Raw genomic sequence first — 19,319 nt, 5'->3', positions numbered from 1 at the left:
CCCTGCAAGGCCGAATACCGGTGCCTGGCCGTGCCACCGTGAATATCGAGCAGATGAACTCCGAGGTGATGACATGGAACTGCAACACCTGTGAAACACTGCCGCATTAGTTATGCAACAGCCTGGCGCGACCCTAGAACAGGAGAAAAAGGCAGGTCAATGGTTATTTGCCAGCCGCCTCAATCGGGGACAGTACAAGCACCCAGGCCCCAAGGATTGTGGCAAAAGATTTCATCGTTTCTTGATTCTCCTTCTCGCTTGCGGCAAGTTGCGCGCTTCTCACTACAAGGAGCAGCCAATGTCCGGTTCAATGGCCCAGGCGTTCGCCCACAATTTTCTCGGCCACTCACCCCGCTGGTACAAGGCAAGCATCGTCGCGTTCCTGCTGCTCAACCCATTGCTGTTCTTCTGGGTAAGCCCGGCCGCCGCCGGCTGGTGCCTGGTGATCGAGTTCATCTTCACCCTGGCCATGGCCCTCAAGTGTTATCCCCTGATGCCCGGTGGGCTGCTGCTGGTGCAGGCGATGTTGCTGGGCATGGCCACGCCCCAGGCGTTGTACGACGAACTGGTGCACAACTTCCCGGTGATCCTGCTGTTGATGTTCATGGTCGCCGGCATCTATTTCATGAAGGAGTTGCTGCTGTTCCTGTTCTCTAGGCTGCTGCTGGGGGTGCGTTCCAAAGCGCTGCTGGGGTTGCTGTTCTGCTTCTTGTCGGCCTTTCTCTCGGCCTTTCTCGATGCCCTGACCGTCACCGCAGTGATCATCAGCGCCGCGGTGGGCTTCTACTCGGTGTACCACCGGGTGGCATCGGGCAACGACCCGCGCCAGGACAGCGGCTATGGTGACGACCGGCAACTGCCGTCGCTGCACCATGATGACCTGGAGCAATTTCGCGCCTTCCTGCGCAGCTTGCTGATGCACGGCGCGGTGGGCACCGCCCTGGGCGGCGTTTGCACCCTGGTGGGCGAGCCGCAAAACCTGCTGATCGGCCATGAGATGGGTTGGCATTTCGCTGATTTCTTCCGCCAGGTCGCCCCGGTATCCCTGCCGGTACTGGTGGCGGGGCTGGTGACTTGCGTGCTGCTGGAGAAGCTGCGCTGGTTCGGCTACGGCACCCTGCTGCCGGACAATGTCCGCCAGATCCTGGCCAACTACGCCGCCGAGGACGATGCCCAGCGCACGGTCCGCCAACGCGCGGCCCTGCTGGTGCAAGGCTTGGCGGCCCTGATACTGATCGTCGGCCTCGCGCTGCATGTGGCCGAGGTTGGGCTGATCGGCCTGTTGGTGATCGTGCTGATCACCGCCTTCACCGGTATCACCGACGAACACCGCCTGGGCAACGCTTTCAAGGACGCCATGCCCTTCACCGCCCTGCTGGTGGTGTTCTTCGCCGTGGTGGCGGTGATCCACCAGCAACAGCTGTTCACGCCGCTGATCCAGTGGGTGCTGGCGCTGCCGGCGGATCGCCAACCGGGCATGCTGTTCATCGCCAATGGCCTGCTGTCGGCCATCAGCGACAACGTATTCGTGGCCACCATCTACATCACCGAGGTCAAGCAAGCCTTCCTGAACGGGCAGATGAGTCGCGAACACTTCGAGACCCTGGCCATCGCCATCAACACCGGCACCAACCTGCCCAGCGTCGCCACGCCCAACGGCCAGGCGGCGTTCCTGTTCCTGCTGACCTCGGCCATCGCGCCGCTGGTGCGCCTCTCCTATGGCCGCATGGTATGGATGGCCCTGCCCTACACCCTGGTGATGGGCGTGCTGGGCTGGTACGCAGTCAGCTACTGGCTATAAAGGATGACGCTGCCAGGGCCCCTGGCAGCGGTTGCAGGCTCAGCGCAGCAGGATATAGCACTCGATCGCCTGGGCGGCGCCATCTTCCAGGTTGGTGCCGGTGACCAGATCGGCCAGGCGCTTGACCTGCTCCTCGGCCTGGCCCATGGCGATCGACAACCCGGCGCGCTGGAACATCGCCGGATCGTTGCCGCCATCACCCAGGGCCGCAGTGCGCGCAAGCGGCACACCGAGGTATTCGGCGAGCGTCGCCAAGGCCTGGCCCTTGTCCGCCTGCACGGCGGTGACATCCAGGAACCGCGGTTGCGACCGCGAGACCTGGGCCTGCCCCGCAGTCTGCTGTTGCAGGCGCGCCTCCAGCTCCATCAGCAAGCGAGCGTCGCTACTGGCCGCCACGACCTTGTCGACGCAATGCAGGTACTCCTCGAAGCTGTCCACCACCTGCGGCGCATAACCCAGGGCCTGCCGCTCCAACGGCAGCAAGGGTCCGTCAGGATCACGCACCAGCCACTGGTTGTCGGCGAAGACCCAGGTCTCGACCTGGGGATAGGGAGCGAACAGCAGCAGCGCCGCAACGACCGCCGCTACCGGGACATGATGGCGAGCCAGGTAGCGTCCATCGGGATGGACAATGCTGCCGCCGTTGAATCCGGCGCTGGGCAGCTCCACCCCGAGTTCTTCGAGTTGCTGCCGCATGGCCCGTGGCGGACGCCCGCTGGCCAGGCTGAAACCGATACCGGCGTCATGCAGGGCACGCACGGCGGCAAGGGTTCGCGGGCTGAGACTGTGGTCCGGACGCAACAGCGTGCCATCCATGTCGCTCAGCACAAAGTCGATGGGGTAGGCGTTCGAGCCGCTCATCCCAGGGGACGCCAGACCCGGCCATCGCGGACCAGCAATTGATCACCCGCATCCGGCCCATCGGTGCCGGCCGGATACTGTTGCAGGGTCGCGTCCTGCTTCCAGGCGTCGAGGAATGGTTGTACCGCACGCCAGCCATTCTCGATGTTGTCCGCACGCTGGAAGAGCGTCTGGTCGCCGATCAGGCAGTCGTAGATCAGCGTCTCGTAGCCGGTGGACGGCTGCATCTCGAAGAAGTCCTTGTAGGCGAACCCGGACTCGATGCGCGCCATGTCCAGGGTCGGCCCGGGTTTCTTCGCCAGCAGGTCGAACCACACACCTTCGTCGGGCTGGATCTGGATCCGCAGGTAGGTCGGCATCAGGCGCTCCACCTCGGTGTCGCGAAACTGCGCATAAGGCGCCGGCTTGAAGCAGATGACGATCTCGGTGTCGCGCACGCTCATGCGCTTGCCGGTACGCAGGTAGAACGGCACCCCGACCCAGCGCCAGTTGTCGATCATCACCTTGAGCGCGACATAGGTCTCGGTGGTGCTGTCGGGCGCCACGTTGGTTTCCTCGCGGTATCCCGCCAGGCTCTTGCCGTCCAGCTTGCCGGCACTGTACTGGCCGCGCACCGAGTTGGCCCGGGCCTCGTCCAGCGTCCAGGGACGGATGGCACCCACCACCTTGGCCTTCTCGCCGCGCACCGCATCGGCACCAAAGGCCGCCGGCGGCTCCATGGCCACCATCGCCAGCAACTGGAACAGGTGGTTGGGCACCATGTCCCGCAGGGCGCCGGTGTTTTCGTAAAAGCTGCCACGGGTTTCCACCCCGACGGTTTCCGCCGCGGTGATCTGCACGTGGTCGATGTAATGATTGTTCCAGAACGCCTCGAACAGGCTGTTGGAGAAACGGCTGACCAGGATGTTCTGTACGGTTTCCTTGCCCAGGTAATGGTCGATGCGGTAGATCTGCTTCTCGCCCATGACCTTGAGCAGGCAGGCATTGAGGGCCTCTGCGGTCTGCAGGTCGGAACCGAATGGTTTCTCGATCACCACTCGGCGAAACGCCCCAGGCTGCTCTTGTAGCAGTCCCGCGGCGCCCAGGCGCTGCACCACCTCACTGAAGAAGCGCGGTGCGGTGGCCAGGTAGAACACTGCGTTGCCGGTGCCGCTGGCGGCGATTCGCGCCGCCAGCTCGACATAGGTGGCATCGTCCAGGAAATCTCCCTGGACATAGCTGATGCCACGGGTCAGGCGCGCCCAGACGTCGGCATCGACGCTGGTCCCCTGCCCTTGTTTCTTGAGTACTTCGTCGCGAAGGAAGTCTTCCAGCAAGGTGGCGAACTCACTGTCGCTCACCGCATTGTGATCGACGCCGACGATCCGCAGCCCCTCGTCCAGCAAACCATCGCGACTGAGGTTGTACAGCGCCGGCATCAGCAGGCGCTTGACCAGGTCGCCACGGGCGCCGAACAGGAACAGCGTGGTCGCCGGGGCCGGCAATGCCTTGGACTTCCTTCGCTCGGTCATTTCTTCCCGGTCTCCACATGGCCGCCAAAGCCGAAGCGCATGGCCGAGAGGATCTTGTCGCCATAAGTACCCTGGCCACGCGAGCGATAACGGGAGAACAGCGAGTTGGACAGCACCGGAACCGGCACCGCCTGCTCCATGGCCGCCTCGATGGTCCAACGGCCTTCACCGCTGTCGGCCACCGAACCGGAGAAACCGTCCAGCTTGGGATCGCTGGCCAGGGCGTCGGCGGTCAGGTCCAGCAACCAGGACGAGACCACACTGCCGCGCCGCCAGACTTCGGCGATATCGCCGACATTCAGGTCAAAGCGCTGGTCTTGCGGCAGGCTTTCCGAGTTCTTGGTCTTGAGGATGTCGAAGCCTTCGGCGAAGGCCTGCATCATGCCGTACTCGATACCGTTGTGGATCATCTTGACGAAGTGCCCGGCACCGGCGGGACCAGCGTGGATATAGCCGCGCTCGGCGCGGTCGTCGCTGGCGACACGGTCCTTGGTACGAGGGATCGACCCCATGCCCGGAGCCAGGGCGGCGAACAGCGGGTCAAGGCGCAGCACTTCATCGGCGTCGCCACCGATCATCATGCAATAGCCTCGCTCCAGGCCCCAGACGCCGCCGGACGTGCCGACATCGATGTACTTCAGGCCCTTCTGTGCCAGGTCCCGGGCGCGGCGGATGTCATCCTTGTAGTAGGTGTTACCGCCATCGATGATCACATCGCCCGGCTCCAGCAACTGGCTCAGGGTGTCGATGGTCTCTTCGGTGGGCGCGCCGGCGGGCAGCATGACCCATACCGCACGCGGCTGTTGCAGGCCAGCCACCAGGGCCGGCAGGTCGGCGACGCCCTTGGCGCCTTCGGCGGCCAGGGTGCTGACGAAGTCGGTGTTGCGGTCAAAGACTACGGTCTCGTGCCCATTGAGCATCAGGCGCCGTGCAATATTGCCGCCCATGCGGCCCAGTCCGATAATCCCCAGTTGCATGTGCTGATGCTCCTACTGCCAAAATCCAGATCAAAAATATATAGCCCAACGGGCCAGGTGAAACTTCAAGGTGCGCAACTATACAAGGCAAGGCGCCTCAAGACAGCGCAATCTTTGCCTTGGCGGACGAGTTTCCGTATCCGGCTGCCCTTCCTGGCGTCGCAGGGCCACGATCTGCAGCGCCCTATCGCCGCCCTGAACGGGACCCATGGGAGCTTAGTCAGCAGCACCTGCAGCGAAGTTTCGCAAAACATGGGTAGATCACGACGCCCAGCGCCGCGAAGGCACAGCGACCATCAAAAATAAAAAAGTTCCATTGGGCCGAAAAATAAATAAAATTGCCCCCGTCAGGCGAGACAGCGCGGAGCGGACCCACTGCACCCATGCCGCCTGTGATAGCGCTTTGTGCAAGCAATGGGAATCGCGAAGCATAGTCAAGACCCGCCATTTGCGAGGTGAAGCAATGGGCACAGTACTACCGGCACGACCTGCACAAACCCTGTACGTCACCATTCGTCGTGACGAACTGCAGCAGCTCAAAGATGAGCGCGATCAGATGCAAAAAGAGCTCGCGCAAATGCGCCTGCTGCTACAGAACCAGGACCTGCAACCGGTAGCCTTCGGGCCTCGTGCCCGGACGAACTGAATCTTCCCGCTCTCGAGCGCAGCCCAACGTTGCGCTCGTTGCCAGCAGCCCCTTCCCCAGCTCTTGTTGACGGGCATCCCGTCCCGGAATCCAGGCACGAAATGCCAACGTTCTGCTGACGAACTTTTCACACTTGCCTATCGATACTCCCGGCCATTGTGGCCGCTTTGTTACATGGAGCGGCCTTCATTGGCGCCGGACCGGCGCCCGATGATCACGGTTTCCTGGGGAGCGCCGAATGGCATTGTTCAAACGCGGCAACACGTCTGCGAAGGGTTTCGACTGGATGGGCCTGCTCTGGCTATTCCTGTTCTTCTGGTATTTCTCGGGTATTACCCAGCTGCTGATCCAGCTGACCGATACCTCGGGGTTCGCAGGTTTTCGCCAAGCCTTCCTGATGAGCGCCATCTGGCTGGCACCGATGCTGCTGTTCCCGGCACGCACCCGGCTGCTGGCCGCCGTGATCGGAGTCGTGCTCTGGGCCTGTTCCATGGCCAGCCTGGGGTACTTCTTCATCTACCAGCAGGAGTTTTCCCAGAGCGTCATATTCATCATGTTCGAGTCCAACCCCTCGGAAGCCGGTGAATACCTGACCCAGTACTTTGCCTGGTGGATGCTGCCGGCGTTCCTGGCCCACACGGCCTTCGCCTTTTTCCTCTGGACCCGCCTGCGCCCGGTATACCTGCCCAAGCTGCAAGCCCTGGCGGCTGCGGTAGCGATCCTGGTGGCTATCGTCGGTTATCCGTTGGTCAAGCAGATTTCGCGCACCGACACCCTCGCCCAGGGCCTGGAAAAATTCGAGACCCGCATCGAGCCGGCAGTGCCATGGCAGATGGTGGTCGCCTACCGCCGCTATCGTGAGCAACTGGACGGCATGCAAGGCATGCTCGACAGCGTCAGCAAGATCCCTCCCCTGACCAATCTCAAGGACAGCATGGCCAACCAGCCAGCGACCCTGGTGCTGGTGATCGGCGAATCCACCAACCGCCAACGCATGAGCCTCTACGGCTATCCGCGCCAGACCACCCCGGAGCTGGACAAACTCAGGGACCAACTGGCGGTGTTCAACAATGTCATCACCCCGCGCCCCTATACCATCGAGGCCCTGCAGCAGGTGCTGACCTTCGCCGACGAAGAAAACCCCGACCTGTACCTCAAGACCCCGTCCCTGGTCAGCGTGATGAAACAGGCCGGCTACAAGACCTACTGGATCACCAACCAGCAGACCATGACCAAGCGCAACACCATGCTCACCACCTTTTCCGAGCAGGCGGACGAGCAGGTGTACCTGAACAACAATCGCAACCAGAACGCCCGCCAGTACGATGGCGACGTGCTCGAGCCTTTCTCCAAGGCCCTGGCCGACAGCGCGCCGCGCAAGTTCATCGTGGTGCACTTGCTGGGCACCCACATGAGCTACCAGTACCGCTACCCACCGAGCTTCGACAAGTTCACCGACCGCCAGGGGGTACCAGCCGGCGTGCACGACGACCAGGTGGCCACTTACAACAGCTACGACAACGCCGTGCTGTACAACGATTTCGTGGTTTCCAGCCTGATCAAGGACTACGCCAAGGCCGACCCCAACGGTTTCTTGCTGTACCTGTCGGATCACGGTGAAGACGTCTTCGACTCCGCCGGCCACGACACCCTGGGGCGCAACGAAGGCAAGCCCACCGCGCCGATGTACACCATTCCGTTCATCGCCTGGGCCTCGCCCAAGTGGCGAGAGAACCACGACTGGAACTTCGCCTCCGACCTCAGCCGACCCTTCATGAGCTCGCAGCTGGTGCATACCTGGGCCGACCTGGCAGGCCTGAGCTTCGATCAGCTGGACCATAGTCGCAGCCTGGTCAGCGACAGCTTCAAGCCACGGCCATTGCTGATCGGCGACCCCAACCAACGCCAGAGCAGGCCGCTGATCGACTTCAGCCTGATGCAGCCCAAAGCGCCTGCCGACACCACCGTCGTGCAAAAATGATCACCTCCCCGGGAGCTCCACGGCTCCCGGGGCGCCATTGCTGCGTGCCTGCCCGTCCATCCTGGAGCGCATCCCCTCTTCCCCCTGGTCGCCCACGATGACCACCGCAACATCATGTCGAAAATGTAATTTTCGCCTCAGGCTGGCGTTAACCCTCACTTAATAGAATTCGGTTTAACTTCCCCCCGTCACTTGCCATACAGGGACGAAGCAAGTAGCCGAACACTCTTAAGCAGGAAAACCAGCATGAAACTTTCAACTCTTGTACTCAGCGGCGTGATTCTCGCCGGCTCCAGCGCAGCCTTCGCCGAAGGCGGTTCGGAGCGCGTACAACAGTTCTACGAGAACTTCCGCGTCAATCAGCAACAGATTCACGGAACCCCGGACGCCAATACCGCCAAGAGCGACAAACAGCAATCTGCACCGTCATATTCCGCCTCGGATGCCAAACAAGAAAAACAAGTAAGCCAGCAGCCGGGCGCCTGATCCAATCTTTGTGCAACCACTCTGGATAAATGCTCCTCAACCAGAGTTGGATATTTCGGCGCCCTTTGGGCGCCTTTTTTATTGGTTTACCAGTGATTGCGATTCATGTTTCAAGTTAATTACCGAGCCATTACAAAGCTGTCATGTGGCACATCGCCCGAATGTACTCGCTTAACATCCCCACCCTGCCCCCAAAGACTTCCGTATCGAAGAAAAGAATTGAAACAACAAACGAGCCAACAGCACCTGGATCGCTCATTGCCCTGCAATCCCCAACATGCTTCCTGCCCGGAATGTTCTACCGGCCGTCGACAACCAGCTAATTCGTTGAATTAACTGGCCTGAGCGATTGACCCTGTAGTTACTTCAGGCTTCACCATCGCTTCATTGAACAACATCCGGTTATTTAAAGAGGACAATAGGCCATGCGTATTCTGGTGATCGAGGACGAGTCGAAAACCGCCGACTACTTGCATCAGGGACTTACCGAGAGTGGATATATCGTTGACCGCGCCGACAATGGCGTGGATGGCCTGCACCTGATTGAACAACAGTCCTACGAGTTGGTGATCCTGGATGTAAACCTGCCAGGCAAAGATGGTTGGCAAGTATTGCAACATATGCACCGACAATATCCGGCGCGAGTCATGATGCTGAGCGCCCGTGGCCGCCTGGAAGACAAAGTCAGGGGCCTGGATCTTGGCGCCGATGATTACCTGGTCAAGCCATTTCAATTTCCCGAGTTGCTGGCCCGGGTCCGCACCTTGATGCGGCGCAGTGAACCGGTGGCCCAGCCAGAAGTCTTGCAAGTTGCCGACCTGCAACTGGACCCGCGACGCCATCGAGCATATCGCGGCGAACGCCGTATCGACCTGACCACCAAGGAGTTCACCCTGCTGCATGTATTGATGCGGCACTCCGGTGAAGTTCTGACCCGCACGCAAATCATTTCCCTGGTCTGGGACATGAACTTCGATTGCGATACCAACGTGGTGGAAGTTTCCATCAGCCGCTTGCGGGCCAAGATCGACGATGCCAGCGAGCTCAAGCTGATCCATACCCTGCGCGGTGTCGGCTACGTGCTGGAAGTGCGCCAATGACCACTGCTCCTGCATCGCCCGGCAACGGCAGCCTGTCCATGCGCCTGGGCCTGACCGTCAGCCTGATGGGCGCGGCCCTGGTCCTGCTGTTGGCCACCCTGGCCTACCTGTCCCTGAGCCACGAGCTGGACACCCTGGCCCGCAAGAGCCTGCAGAGCAAGCTGGAGCAGATCCAGCACAGCCTGATCAGCGACCTCAAGAGCAGCGACCTGGCGGCCCGCCCCCATTCCCTGCTGGACCTGGTAATGGGCCACGACAACCTGCGCCTGTCGGTGTTGTCCAGCGATCCGCTGGCGCCACCGCTGCTGGATGTCGGCGACGGCCAGCAACCTTTACCCCGTGCCCTCAAGGAAGCCAGGGGCAACACCTACCTGGACTGGAACGACAACAGCGGCAGCCAGTTGCTCAGTGCCTCGCAGCCGATGCCCATGCGCAATGGCGAGCAGGTGCGAGTCGTGCTGAGCCTGGACCGCAGTAACGACCAGGCGCTGCTCAGTGCCTACCTGCGCTCCACGGTGATTGCCCTGCCACTGCTGCTGGGCCTGATCGGCATTGGTGCCTGGTGGCTGGTGCAGAGAGGGCTGCTGCCCCTGCAGCAGTTCAGCCGGGTGGCGGCCAAGGTCAGCACCCAGGACCTGACCCACCGCCTGAATCTGGAGCGGCTGCCCCGGGAACTGGCGGAGCTGGGCCAGGGGATCAATGTCATGCTGCAACGCCTGGATGGTGGCGTGCAGCGCCTGTCGCAATTTTCCGATGACCTGGCCCATGAGCTGCGTTCACCCATCAGCAACCTGATGGGCAAGGCCCAGGTGACCCTGTCCCGGGAGCGTCCGCCGGAAGAATACAAGGCTGTGCTGGAGGCCAGCATCGAAGAACTGGAGCGCGTCACGCGGATGGTCGCCGACATGCTGCTCCTGGCCCAGGTCAGCCAACCGGCTTCCCAGGCTCGCTTCGCGCGGATTTCCCTGCGGGTGGAAGCATGCAAAGTCATGGAGCTGTTCGCCCTGAGCGCCGAGGACAAGCAACTGGAACTGCAACAGAGCGGCGATGCCTGGGTCCTGGGGGATCGGCTGATGATCCAGCGGGCCATTTCCAACCTGCTGTCCAATGCCATTCGCCACAGCCCGGCCAAGGGCCGTATCCAGCTGCGGGTCGAACAACAGCTGCAGGCGGTGAGCCTCACGGTGAGCAACCCCGGTCCGGGCATCGAGGCCTGTCACCTGCCACATCTGTTCGAGCGCTTCTACCGGATCGACAGCAGCCGTACCCGCGCCGAAGGCGGCACTGGCCTGGGATTGGCGATCGTGCGTTCGATCATGAACCTGCATGACGGCCACGCCGAAGTCAGCAGCGTCATCGATGGCCAGACCGAATTCCGCCTGGTGTTTCCCAAGCTCGATCCCGCGCAACACGACCTCTAGGCGCTACAGCCTCCAGCCGCCGATCAGCGCTCCCAGCACCACCAGGGCCCAGGGCGGTACCCGGCCGCTGCGCAACAGCAGAAACACCAACGCTACCGCCAGCAACTCCAGAGGTCCGCGGACCGTGGACGTCCACAAGGGCTGGTACAGGGCCGCCGCCAGCAAACCCACCACCGCGGCGTTGACCCCGGCCAGGGCGGCCTGGATCGCCTGGCGATGACGCAGGACTTGCCAGAACGGCACGACCCCGATCACCAGCAGCAAGCCCGGGAGGAAGATCGCCAGCAGGCACACCAGCGCCCCGCTCCAGCCATCGATGGCCGCGCCGAGAAAGGCGGCCACGCTGAACAACGGCCCCGGCACCGCCTGGGCACTGGCATAACCAGCCAGGAACAGTGAGTTGCCGATCCAGCCCGGCTCCACCACCTGGGCTTGCAGCAGCGGCAGCACCACATGGCCACCGCCGAACACCAGGGCGCCGACCCGGTAGAAAGCATCGAACAGCTGCAGCAGGCGATTCGGCCAGAGCAATGCCATGCCCGGCAGGAGCAGCAGCAACACTAATGCCAGGCCCAGGCACAAGGCCCCCATTCGCCGACTGACCGGCGCCATTGGCGCCTCGACTAGCGGAACGCCAGCGGTGTTGATCAACAGGCTACCTGCCAGCGCGGCGACCGACATGGCCAGCAACTGTGCCTCCAGCCCCGGCCAGCGCAGCACCCAGAGTGCCGCCAACAACCCGATGGCAAACCGCAACGGCCCTCGCCACAGACTCCAAGCCATGCTCCAGAGGGCTTGGGCCACCACGGCCACCGCCACCAGTTGCAAGCCCTTCAAGGCACCGGGAGGAACCCCGGTCCCAAGCCCCATGGCCAACAGGGCCAGGACCAACGCCGAGGGCAAGGTGAAGCCGGCCCAGGCCCCAAGGGCGCCGGGGACTCCAGCCCGAGACAAGCCCAGGGCGATTCCCACCTGGCTGCTGGCGGGGCCCGGCAAGAACTGGCACAGCGCGACCAGCTCGGCGTAGGCCGCCTCCCCCAGCCAGCGTCGGCGCTGGACGAACTCCTCGCGAAAGTAGCCCAGGTGCGCCACCGGCCCGCCGAAGGACGTCAGCCCCAGGCGCAGGAACACCAGGAAGATGCTCCAGGGCGTATCCGTGCCAGGCTGGCGGGTCGCGGGGGCGGCGCGTGGCATTACAAGGCCTTGCTCCAGAACAGCATGCGGCCATGGACGGGGTCGAGCATCGCATCGGCAAAACCGCAGGCCCGGTACGCCGCCTGGGCCCTGGCATTGCCTTCCAGCACCTCCAGGGTGATCTTGCAGCAGCCGCGCTGGCGAGCGATGTCCTCGACCTTCTGCAACAGGCGCTTGCTCAGGCCCTGGCCACGAAAACCGTCGAGCACCACCACATCGTGGACATTCACCAGGGGCCGGCAGGCAAAGGTGGAGAAACCTTCGAAACAGTTCACCAGGCCCACTGGCTGCCCGCCAGCGAAGGCCAGCACGCTGAACGCCTGGGGTCGCTTGGCCAGCTCCTCCGGCAACCGCTGGAGCTGGTCCGCCGAGAGGCTCTGGCCACCGCCCATGACGTCGGCTGCGTAATGACTGAGCAACACGCCTATGGCTTCGGCATGCACCGGGTTGCTGTAACTGGCTTGCAACACCACGACATCGGCAACGTCCATGTTCATCCTCGATCAATGTGTCGGAACGAGCGCTCAAGGCTCGGGCAGCTCCGATTGTAGGCTGGCGGATTTGACCAAACGAAGATTTTTCACCCACTTATGGCAGAAAGATCCTAGTCAATGACCGGGATGAACCACACTCGGAAGCACTTCCCTTCAGCGCTGGCCGAAACGCTGCAATTGCATCTCCTGCAGGCGGCTCAAGGTCCGGCGAAAGGCGAACTCCAGGTAACCCTCGGTGTACAGCTGCTCCATCGACACTTGCGCCTCCAGGTACAGCGGCACCTTGCGGTCGTAGCACTCGTCCACCAGGGCGATGAAACGCCGGACCGCATCGTCGTGGATCGACAGTTGCGGCAACTCGCGATCTCCCGCCACCACCCGCTCGGCACCATCCTCGGTGCCCCGGGCAATGCGCCCCGGGCGTTGCCGGGCGCTCAGGCAAGGCACTTCGCCAACCAGGATGGCGCGGTAGCGGTCGCACAAGGCCATGAAATCCATGGCCGAGAACGGCTGCTCGCACAAGTCGGCGAAGCGGCACCAGACCACCGCCTCGGCGGCCTGGACCACCGTCACCGGTCGATAGCCCAGCAGCACCGGCTCCGCGGTTGCCGGCTGCCCGGCACACAAGCGTTCGAACAAGGGTCCCAGGACGCTGGCCTGGCCTTCGGCAGTCACCCAGTAACGCTGGGTACCGATCCCCGGATGCAGGCGATGATCCTGGGCACCGTCGACCGCCACCACCTGCATGTGCCGGTTGATGGCATCGATGGCCGGCAGGAAACGCTCGCGATTGAACCCATCGGCATAAAGTTGCTCGGGCGGCTGGTTGGAAGTGCAGACCATCACCACGCCCTGTTCGAACATCACCTGGAACAGGCGGCCGAGGATGATCGCGTCACCGATGTCGTTGACGAACAATTCGTCGAAGCACAACACCCGTACCTCGTCCGCGAGCTCCCGGGCCAGGGCCTGCAACGGATCGGCGATACCGGTCAGCTGGAAGGAACGCTGGTGTACCCAGCCCATGAAGTGGTGGAAGTGCTGGCGTCGCGCGGGCACCTTCAAGCTCTGGTAGAACTGGTCCATCAGCCAGGTCTTGCCGCGCCCCACCGCCCCCCAGAGGTAGACGCCGGCCACCGCCCCGCGGCCCTGGTGCAAGGCTCCATGGCAACGCTGCAAGGCCTGCACCGCTTGGGTCTGGGCCTCATCGGCGACGAACCCTTGCTGCTCCAGGGCATGTTGGTAGGCACTCAAGGGTGAGTCGAACGACATGGGGCCACGGCCTCCCGGCAAAAGGCCGCATTATGCCACCGCCCATCGTCTCGCGTATCCGCTGCCGGGCGCCCAGGGGAAATACGCCAGCTATCTCAGCGGGAAATGTCCAGCCGGGCGATCCGCCCTTGGTCATCCAGGCGAAAGACATGGCGCAGCGACCGCGGGCCACCGGGAAAATCGCCACACAGAAGGCTGTCCAGCAGTATCTTGCCGGTACGTTGCTGGACCCCGACTACCCGCAGGCGGCCAGGGTTGTCCGCCATCCAGCGGGCGATCTCGCCCGGCCCGACCCGGTGCTCGCGCTCATCGAAGACCTGGGCCTGGGGAGCGAAGATCGAGGTTATCTGCGAGCGGTCGCCGCTGTGGGTGGCGGCCAAGAAGGCCTCGATCGCCGGGACCAGCGGCCCGCCTCCAGGATGGTGCCGGTGCTCGGATCGATTGATGACTGGCATGGCGCAAGCTCCTTGCATGTGGACGAGGCCGGCATGTTAAGAGCCCCTTGCGTCATTTCTTGTCAGGAGTGAAACGCTGGCCTTCATCGCTCTGCATGCGCTTGCGCCAGGTCCGTAGCCAGTCGCTGCGCCGGCCCGGATAGGCCTCGCTCTGCTCCTGCGCAGCGGCGACCCGGTCCGTACGAAAGGTCCGGTAGTCCCCACGCAGTTCACACCAGGCGACGATCACTCGCGCCTCATTGAGGAACCCCAACGCCAGGGGCCAGATCAGGCGCTGGCTGGGCGTGCGGTTGACGTCGGCATAGTCGATCAGCAACTTGGCCTGGTGGCGGATCGCCTGGCGGTACACGTTCAGCGACACCGGATTGTCGGGGAAGCCATAACCGGCCGGCCCCGGTAGCAGCGTCGGGTTGCGCAAGGCGTCCTGGGCCGCCGGCGCCAGCACCGCGGCAATCTTGGCCATGGCATCGGCGGCGGCCTTGCTCAGTTCCTCATCGCCGCGCTGGTCGACGTAGCGCAGGCCGAGCACCACGGCCTCGGTCTCGTCGGCATTGAGCATCAACGGTGGCAGGAACAGCCCGCTGCGCAATACATAACCGACCCCGGCCTCACCGTAGATGGGCGCGCCCAGGGCAGTGAGCTCGGCGATGTCGCGATACAGGGTGCGCTCGGACACCTCCAGCTGCGCCGCCAGGGTCGCGGCCGTGACCGGACGGCTTTTGCCTCGCAGCATCTGCAACAGAGTGAGTAATCGACTGGCTCGCGACACCTTGGCTGGACTCCCGGAAAAAATCCGCCGCAGGATAGCAGAGCCTCCTGACAGAAACTGTCAGCAGGCACGGGCCCTGCGGGTGCTGCGCAGCCTCGCACGCTCGGCAACGGCTACAACGGCTACAACGGCTGCGTGTAGCCGCCGACGGCTGCGCATGCCCGCGCAACGGGCACCGATGAGGCAGGCAGATCGAGTCGCTGCGACCGCTGCGCCACCTCGGCAACGGCTACCGGCTCAGCGGTGAATCAATAGGCCATGGTCCAGCTCAGGGTGTAGGTGCGGCCGCGACCCTGGTAGTCATAGAGGTACTCGGGCCCATACGTCGGCGAATAGAACAGCTTCGCGCGCTGGCCCCAGACCGTGCTGTATTGCTTGTTCAGCAGGTTCTGGATACCCCCGCTGAAGGTGCCGAAGCCGGTGTCCTGGCTGCCCAGCAGGTCGAAGGTGGTGTAGCCGTCGATGGTGTGGTCAGCATCGTCCTTGAGGGTGAAGGCATGGTTGCCCTGCAGGCGCACGCTTTGACTATCGCCCTTCCAGCCGATGAAGGCCGTGGACTTGGACAGCGAGGCGTAGCGCGCATCACGCTTGATCCAGCCGCCGTTCTTGCCCTCCTCCTCGGAACGCACCAGGTGCAGGGTGCCACCCGCCTCCCAGCCGCTCTCGAAATGCCGGGTCAGGGCGCTTTCGAAGCCATAGTCGCGGCTCTTCTGGTCCTTGACGTCGATGGTCAGGGTCGCGTTGTCGGTGGTGATGACCTTGTCCGACCAGATGTAGTACAGCGCCGCCTGGGCATCCCAATCGCTATCGGAGAAGCGCCAGCCGGTTTCTACCTGGCGACTCTTGATCCCGGCCAGGGGATTGTCGTCGACGCTCAGCCCCGGCTTGCCGTAGAACTTGGCCGGGTCCGGCAGATCGAAGCCCTCGCCGTAGTTGACCCACACCTGATGGCCGTTCTTGAAGTCATAGATGGTGCCCAGGTTGAACAGGTTGACCTGGTAATCGTTGTTGCCTCCCGGCACGTTCTTGAACCGCCCGACATCCACGTCCATCTGCTGGCGCCGATAACCACCGGAGACCGTCAGGTTGTCCGTGGCGTGCCAATCCAGCTGGGTATAGGCGGACAGGCCATCGACCCGGTAGCTGGGATAGCGCGCGGCCTTGCTCTGGGTCACCAGGTCCAGGCCACCACTTTCTGACGACACCCGTTGATCGAAGGTGCTCTGCTCGGCGTTGAAGCGCTCGCGATCCAGGTCCACGCCATAGGTCAGCTTGACAGTGTCGAACTCCTTGGCGAACAGCGCCTTGAGGCTGCTGACCTCGAAGTTCTGCTGCGAGGCGGCGAAGTACACGCCCTTGGAACCGGTCGGCTTGCCGGTGTTGTAGTAGGGAAACGGATAGAAGTTGTCGTTTTCCTTGCGATATGAGGCCTGCAGGTAGAAATCCTGGCCCAGCACGTCGGCGTGGTGATAGTTGGCATTGAGCAACAGGCGCCGGGTGCGCGGTTCCAGGTCGGTGGAGTAGCCGCCACGCAACTTGGCGTCTTCCAGGTTCGAGGGCGCCTGGTTCTTGAGGTTGGGAAAGTAGATCCCGGTGCTGCCGTGGTTACCCGAGTCGTAATACTGGGCCAAGAGGTCCAGGCTCTGCTCCTCGTTGAAGTTCATGGCCAGGCTGCCCATCAGGTCGATGGTGCGGTTGTACTGCAGGTCGGTCTGGGTATTGTCGATGAAGATCTGCTTGCCGGCGCCATCGTAGAACGCCTGGTTCTGCTCGCCGGCCACGGCCAGGCGACCGCTGATGGCTTCGTTGCCGCCGCTCACCGACTGGGCGATACGGGTGGTCAAGTCGTCACTGTTGTTGAAGCCGCTGCTGGCACCGATCTGGGTCTCGAAACGCGCCGGACCCGGCTCGCCCTTCTTGGTGACTATATTGATGATGCCGCCGGTGGCGCCGCCGCCATAGATCGCGCTGGCCCCGGATAGCACCTCCACACGTTCGACGTTGAACGGCGAGATGCTGTCGAACTGGCGCGACAAGCCCCGGGAGCTGTTCTGGCTGACCCCGTCGATCATCACCAGCACGTTGCGCCCACGCATGTTCTGGCCATAGTTGGTACGGCCTTCCGGCGCCAGGTCCAGGCCCGGCACCAGCTTGCCGATGGCTTCCTTGAGGCTGACCCCGGTTTCCAACTGCTCGCGCAACTGGCTCTGTTCCACCACCCAGACGGTGCCGGGGATCTCGCTGATCGCGGTGCTGGTACGCGACGCCACGGTGACCTGGGTCGGCTTGAGATTGAGGCTGCTCGCCGCAGGCTCGGCACGACGCAGGATGACCGTGCGCCCATCGCTGAACGACCAGCCCATGCCACTGCCGGCCAGCAAGGCTTGCAGGGCCTGGGCGATGGTGACTTCACCGGCGAGGGCCGGCGCCTGCAGGCCCGCCACATCACTGGTGGTGTAAAGCAAGCGCAGGTCGGCCTGGTCGGCGAAACGAGTCAGGGCCTGGTCCAGGGGCTGGGCCGGCAACTGCAAAGACACACGCCGCTCCTGGGCTGCACCGGCCTGGCTGGCGGGCAGTGGCTGTTGCGCCTGGGCCAGCAGCGGGCCCAGGGCCCCGGCGAGTACGGCCTGGGCCAGTAATGTGCGGCGCACCAGGTGTTGACCGCGCCCGAGTATCGACAGCTTGAACATAGCTTTCACGTGTTCCTTCCCAGCCCGTTGAAATGACGTCAATGAGAATGATTGCCTTCTCAGTCTCACTACGACGATTGGCCGGAAAGGAACTTGCAGCACCCGCTGCAAAAAAATTTCAGTGCAGCAGTGCCAGCCATGGCAAGTGGGTGATCTGCAAGGGATAGCGTTGCTGCAAGGTACGCAGCGACCCCTGGGGATCGTTGAGGTCGAACACGCCGCTGATGGCCAGGTCCGCCAATTGCCGGTCGGAAACCAGGATGCGCCCATGCTGGTAGCGCTCCAGTTCGCCGATCACCTCGCCCAGCGGCCGGCCGTTGAAAATCAGCTTGCCGCGCTGCCAGGCGGTCAGGCTGGCGGCGTCCACCTTCTGTTGGGCCAGGAGCGGCTGGCCGGCCTGGTACTGCAGACGCTGGTCGGCCTGCAGCAGCACCGGGGCATGATCGCCGGTGAATTGCACCTGGCCCTCGCGCACCACCACCGTCAGCTGGTCACCATCACGACGCACGCTGAACGCTCCGCCCGCACCCTGCAGGCGCTGGCCACGAACCTGGACCACGAACGGTCGCTGCCCATCGGCCTGTGGTTCGAACAGCGCCTCGCCCTGCTCCAGGACCACCCGCCGCTCATCCGCCGAATAAGCCACCGACAAGGCGCTGGCGCTGTTGAGGATCACCCGTGAACCATCGTCCAGGGTCAAGTGTTGTTGCTGGCCCACGCCGGTGTGGTAGTCCGAGGTCCAGGCCGGCCATTGCTGCCAGCCGATCACGCTACCCAGGGCCAGCAACAGTGAAGCGGCCAGCGCCGGCCACCAGCGATGGGCCCTGGCTGCCGGGCGAGCAGCCTGCGAGTGCTGCTGCGCAGCCTGGGTCTGGCCCAGGTCACCCCACAGCCGTTGAGCCTCATCCGCCGCCCGGGTGTGGGCCGGGCTGCGCTGGCGCCACTGCTGGAACGCCATGCGCTGGGCCGCGGTGGCCTGGCCGGAGTGCAGCAGCACCAGCCAGTCGATGGCGGTGTCGTCGAGGTTTTCGGGAGCATCGGTCATGGCGGCGTCGGCAAGCAGGTGGGGATCATTCATGGTGCTGTTGCAGCCAGTCGCGGCAATGGCGCAGGGCCTGGCCGATGTATTTTGCCACCATGCTTTCGGAAACGCCCAGCCGCACAGCGATCTGGGCCTGGGTCAGGCCCTCCAGGCGATTGAGCAGCAGGGCCTGGCGCGCATTGTCGGACAGCTGTTGCAGGGCCTGGTCGAGCACCTCCAGGCGCTCCTTGGCCAGCAGTACCGCCTCGGGGGCCGGAGCCGGGTCCACCGCCTCGCCATGCTCGGGGGCTTCAACCAGGTTGGCGGCCAGGCGTTGTTCGCGACGCAGGGTATCGATGGCCAGGTTGCCGGCCACGCGGAAAATGAAGCCGCGGTCGTTCTGGACCTGCAGTGCCTGCTGCTCGACCTTGAGCAACTTCAGGTAGGTGTCCTGGGCCACGTCCGCCGCCCGCTGGCGGTCGTTCATGCGCCGGGTGAGAAACTTCAGCAGGTCGTCGTAGTGCTCTTGAAAGCTGCGCAGCAGGCTGGGTATCGGCAGCATCGAGGGGCGGTCCGCAGATCGGGGACGCGGATTATTCCATAAAGGCAAATGAGAAACAGTATCTTTCGTATCCCTTGG

At 63.3% G+C, this 19,319-nt stretch carries 16 protein-coding genes and 1 pseudogene; 6 read left to right on the top strand and 11 right to left on the bottom strand.

The genetic code is table 11. From position 1 onward, the window contains the following. Positions 1–298: 298 nt before the first annotated feature. A complete protein-coding gene (gene nhaB / locus CAG11_RS19750; RefSeq protein WP_085597546.1) occupies positions 299–1,801 on the top strand; it encodes a sodium/proton antiporter NhaB in 1,503 nt (500 codons plus the stop codon). A 39-nt stretch (positions 1,802–1,840) separates the two neighbouring features. Here the strand turns inward: nhaB and CAG11_RS19745 are convergent, their stop codons facing one another. From CAG11_RS19745 to gnd, 3 genes are read right to left on the bottom strand one after another with little or no spacing between them, the layout of a single operon-like run. Beyond that, positions 1,841–2,662, bottom strand: a complete 822-nt coding sequence (locus tag CAG11_RS19745) for a Cof-type HAD-IIB family hydrolase (RefSeq protein WP_085597545.1) — start codon at positions 2,660–2,662, stop codon at positions 1,841–1,843. After that, entirely contained in the window at positions 2,659–4,173 is a 1,515-nt protein-coding gene (gene zwf / locus CAG11_RS19740) for a glucose-6-phosphate dehydrogenase (protein ID WP_085597544.1), read from the bottom strand. The genes CAG11_RS19745 and zwf overlap by 4 nt, the downstream gene beginning before the upstream one ends. After that, the gene (gene gnd / locus CAG11_RS19735) at positions 4,170–5,150 is read right to left on the bottom strand and encodes a phosphogluconate dehydrogenase (NAD(+)-dependent, decarboxylating) (RefSeq protein ID WP_085597543.1); all 981 of its coding nucleotides are present in this window, start codon (positions 5,148–5,150) and stop codon (positions 4,170–4,172) included. Before gnd ends, zwf begins: the two co-directional genes overlap by 4 nt. 463 nt (positions 5,151–5,613) lie before the next feature. On the opposite strand from gnd, the gene CAG11_RS19730 reads away from it, so the two are divergent. The 5 genes from CAG11_RS19730 to CAG11_RS19710 all read left to right on the top strand — a co-directional run bounded on the left by CAG11_RS19730 (position 5,614) and on the right by CAG11_RS19710 (position 10,784). Further along, positions 5,614–5,796, top strand: a complete 183-nt coding sequence (locus CAG11_RS19730; RefSeq protein WP_085597542.1) for a DUF6026 family protein — start codon at positions 5,614–5,616, stop codon at positions 5,794–5,796. A gap of 238 nt (positions 5,797–6,034) precedes the next feature. Then, complete coding sequence (locus CAG11_RS19725) at positions 6,035–7,777, top strand: phosphoethanolamine transferase CptA (protein WP_085597541.1); 1,743 nt, start codon at positions 6,035–6,037, stop codon at positions 7,775–7,777. Positions 7,778–8,023: 246 nt separating this feature from the next. Further along, a complete protein-coding gene (locus tag CAG11_RS19720; protein ID WP_085597540.1) occupies positions 8,024–8,263 on the top strand; it encodes a hypothetical protein in 240 nt (79 codons plus the stop codon). Between the two features lie 425 nt (positions 8,264–8,688). Continuing rightward, positions 8,689–9,363 carry a heavy metal response regulator transcription factor gene (locus tag CAG11_RS19715; protein ID WP_085597539.1) on the top strand — a complete coding sequence of 225 codons (675 nt, stop codon included), beginning with the start codon at positions 8,689–8,691 and terminating at the stop codon, positions 9,361–9,363. After that, entirely contained in the window at positions 9,360–10,784 is a 1,425-nt protein-coding gene (locus CAG11_RS19710; protein ID WP_085597538.1) for a heavy metal sensor histidine kinase, read from the top strand. The genes CAG11_RS19715 and CAG11_RS19710 overlap by 4 nt, the downstream gene beginning before the upstream one ends. A 3-nt stretch (positions 10,785–10,787) precedes the next feature. Here the strand turns inward: CAG11_RS19710 and chrA are convergent, their stop codons facing one another. From chrA to CAG11_RS19670, 8 genes and pseudogenes are all read right to left on the bottom strand, one after another. Continuing rightward, positions 10,788–11,978, bottom strand: coding sequence for a chromate efflux transporter (chrA, locus tag CAG11_RS19705; RefSeq protein ID WP_085597537.1), 1,191 nt, complete (start codon positions 11,976–11,978; stop codon positions 10,788–10,790). Beyond that, the gene (locus tag CAG11_RS19700; protein WP_085597665.1) at positions 11,978–12,469 is read right to left on the bottom strand and encodes a GNAT family N-acetyltransferase; all 492 of its coding nucleotides are present in this window, start codon (positions 12,467–12,469) and stop codon (positions 11,978–11,980) included. Before CAG11_RS19700 ends, chrA begins: the two co-directional genes overlap by 1 nt. Positions 12,470–12,625: 156 nt before the next feature. Beyond that, positions 12,626–13,744: a cell division protein ZapE gene (gene zapE, locus CAG11_RS19695; protein WP_085597536.1), complete on the bottom strand. Its 1,119-nt coding sequence runs from the start codon at positions 13,742–13,744 to the stop codon at positions 12,626–12,628. A gap of 95 nt (positions 13,745–13,839) precedes the next feature. Beyond that, complete coding sequence (locus CAG11_RS19690) at positions 13,840–14,199, bottom strand: ketosteroid isomerase (protein ID WP_085597535.1); 360 nt, start codon at positions 14,197–14,199, stop codon at positions 13,840–13,842. 52 nt (positions 14,200–14,251) lie between these two features. Beyond that, positions 14,252–14,968, bottom strand: coding sequence for a YafY family protein (locus tag CAG11_RS19685; protein WP_031321659.1), 717 nt, complete (start codon positions 14,966–14,968; stop codon positions 14,252–14,254). A 248-nt stretch (positions 14,969–15,216) separates the two neighbouring features. After that, a complete protein-coding gene (locus CAG11_RS19680) occupies positions 15,217–17,658 on the bottom strand; it encodes a TonB-dependent receptor (RefSeq protein WP_022644298.1) in 2,442 nt (813 codons plus the stop codon). Between the two features lie 118 nt (positions 17,659–17,776). Continuing rightward, entirely contained in the window at positions 17,777–18,736 is a 960-nt protein-coding gene (locus CAG11_RS19675) for a FecR family protein (RefSeq protein ID WP_085597534.1), read from the bottom strand. Further along, a pseudogene (locus CAG11_RS19670) lies at positions 18,737–19,241 on the bottom strand (RNA polymerase sigma factor); the annotation flags it as partial. Between the last annotated feature and the right edge of the window lie 78 nt (positions 19,242–19,319).

This window comes from Pseudomonas sp. B6(2017), from assembly GCF_002112765.1.
In the GTDB taxonomy this organism is placed as follows: Bacteria; Pseudomonadota; Gammaproteobacteria; order Pseudomonadales; family Pseudomonadaceae; genus Aquipseudomonas; species Aquipseudomonas piscis.
Note: the sequence above shows the minus strand (reverse complement) of the source record. Positions and strands in the feature narration are given on the sequence as shown.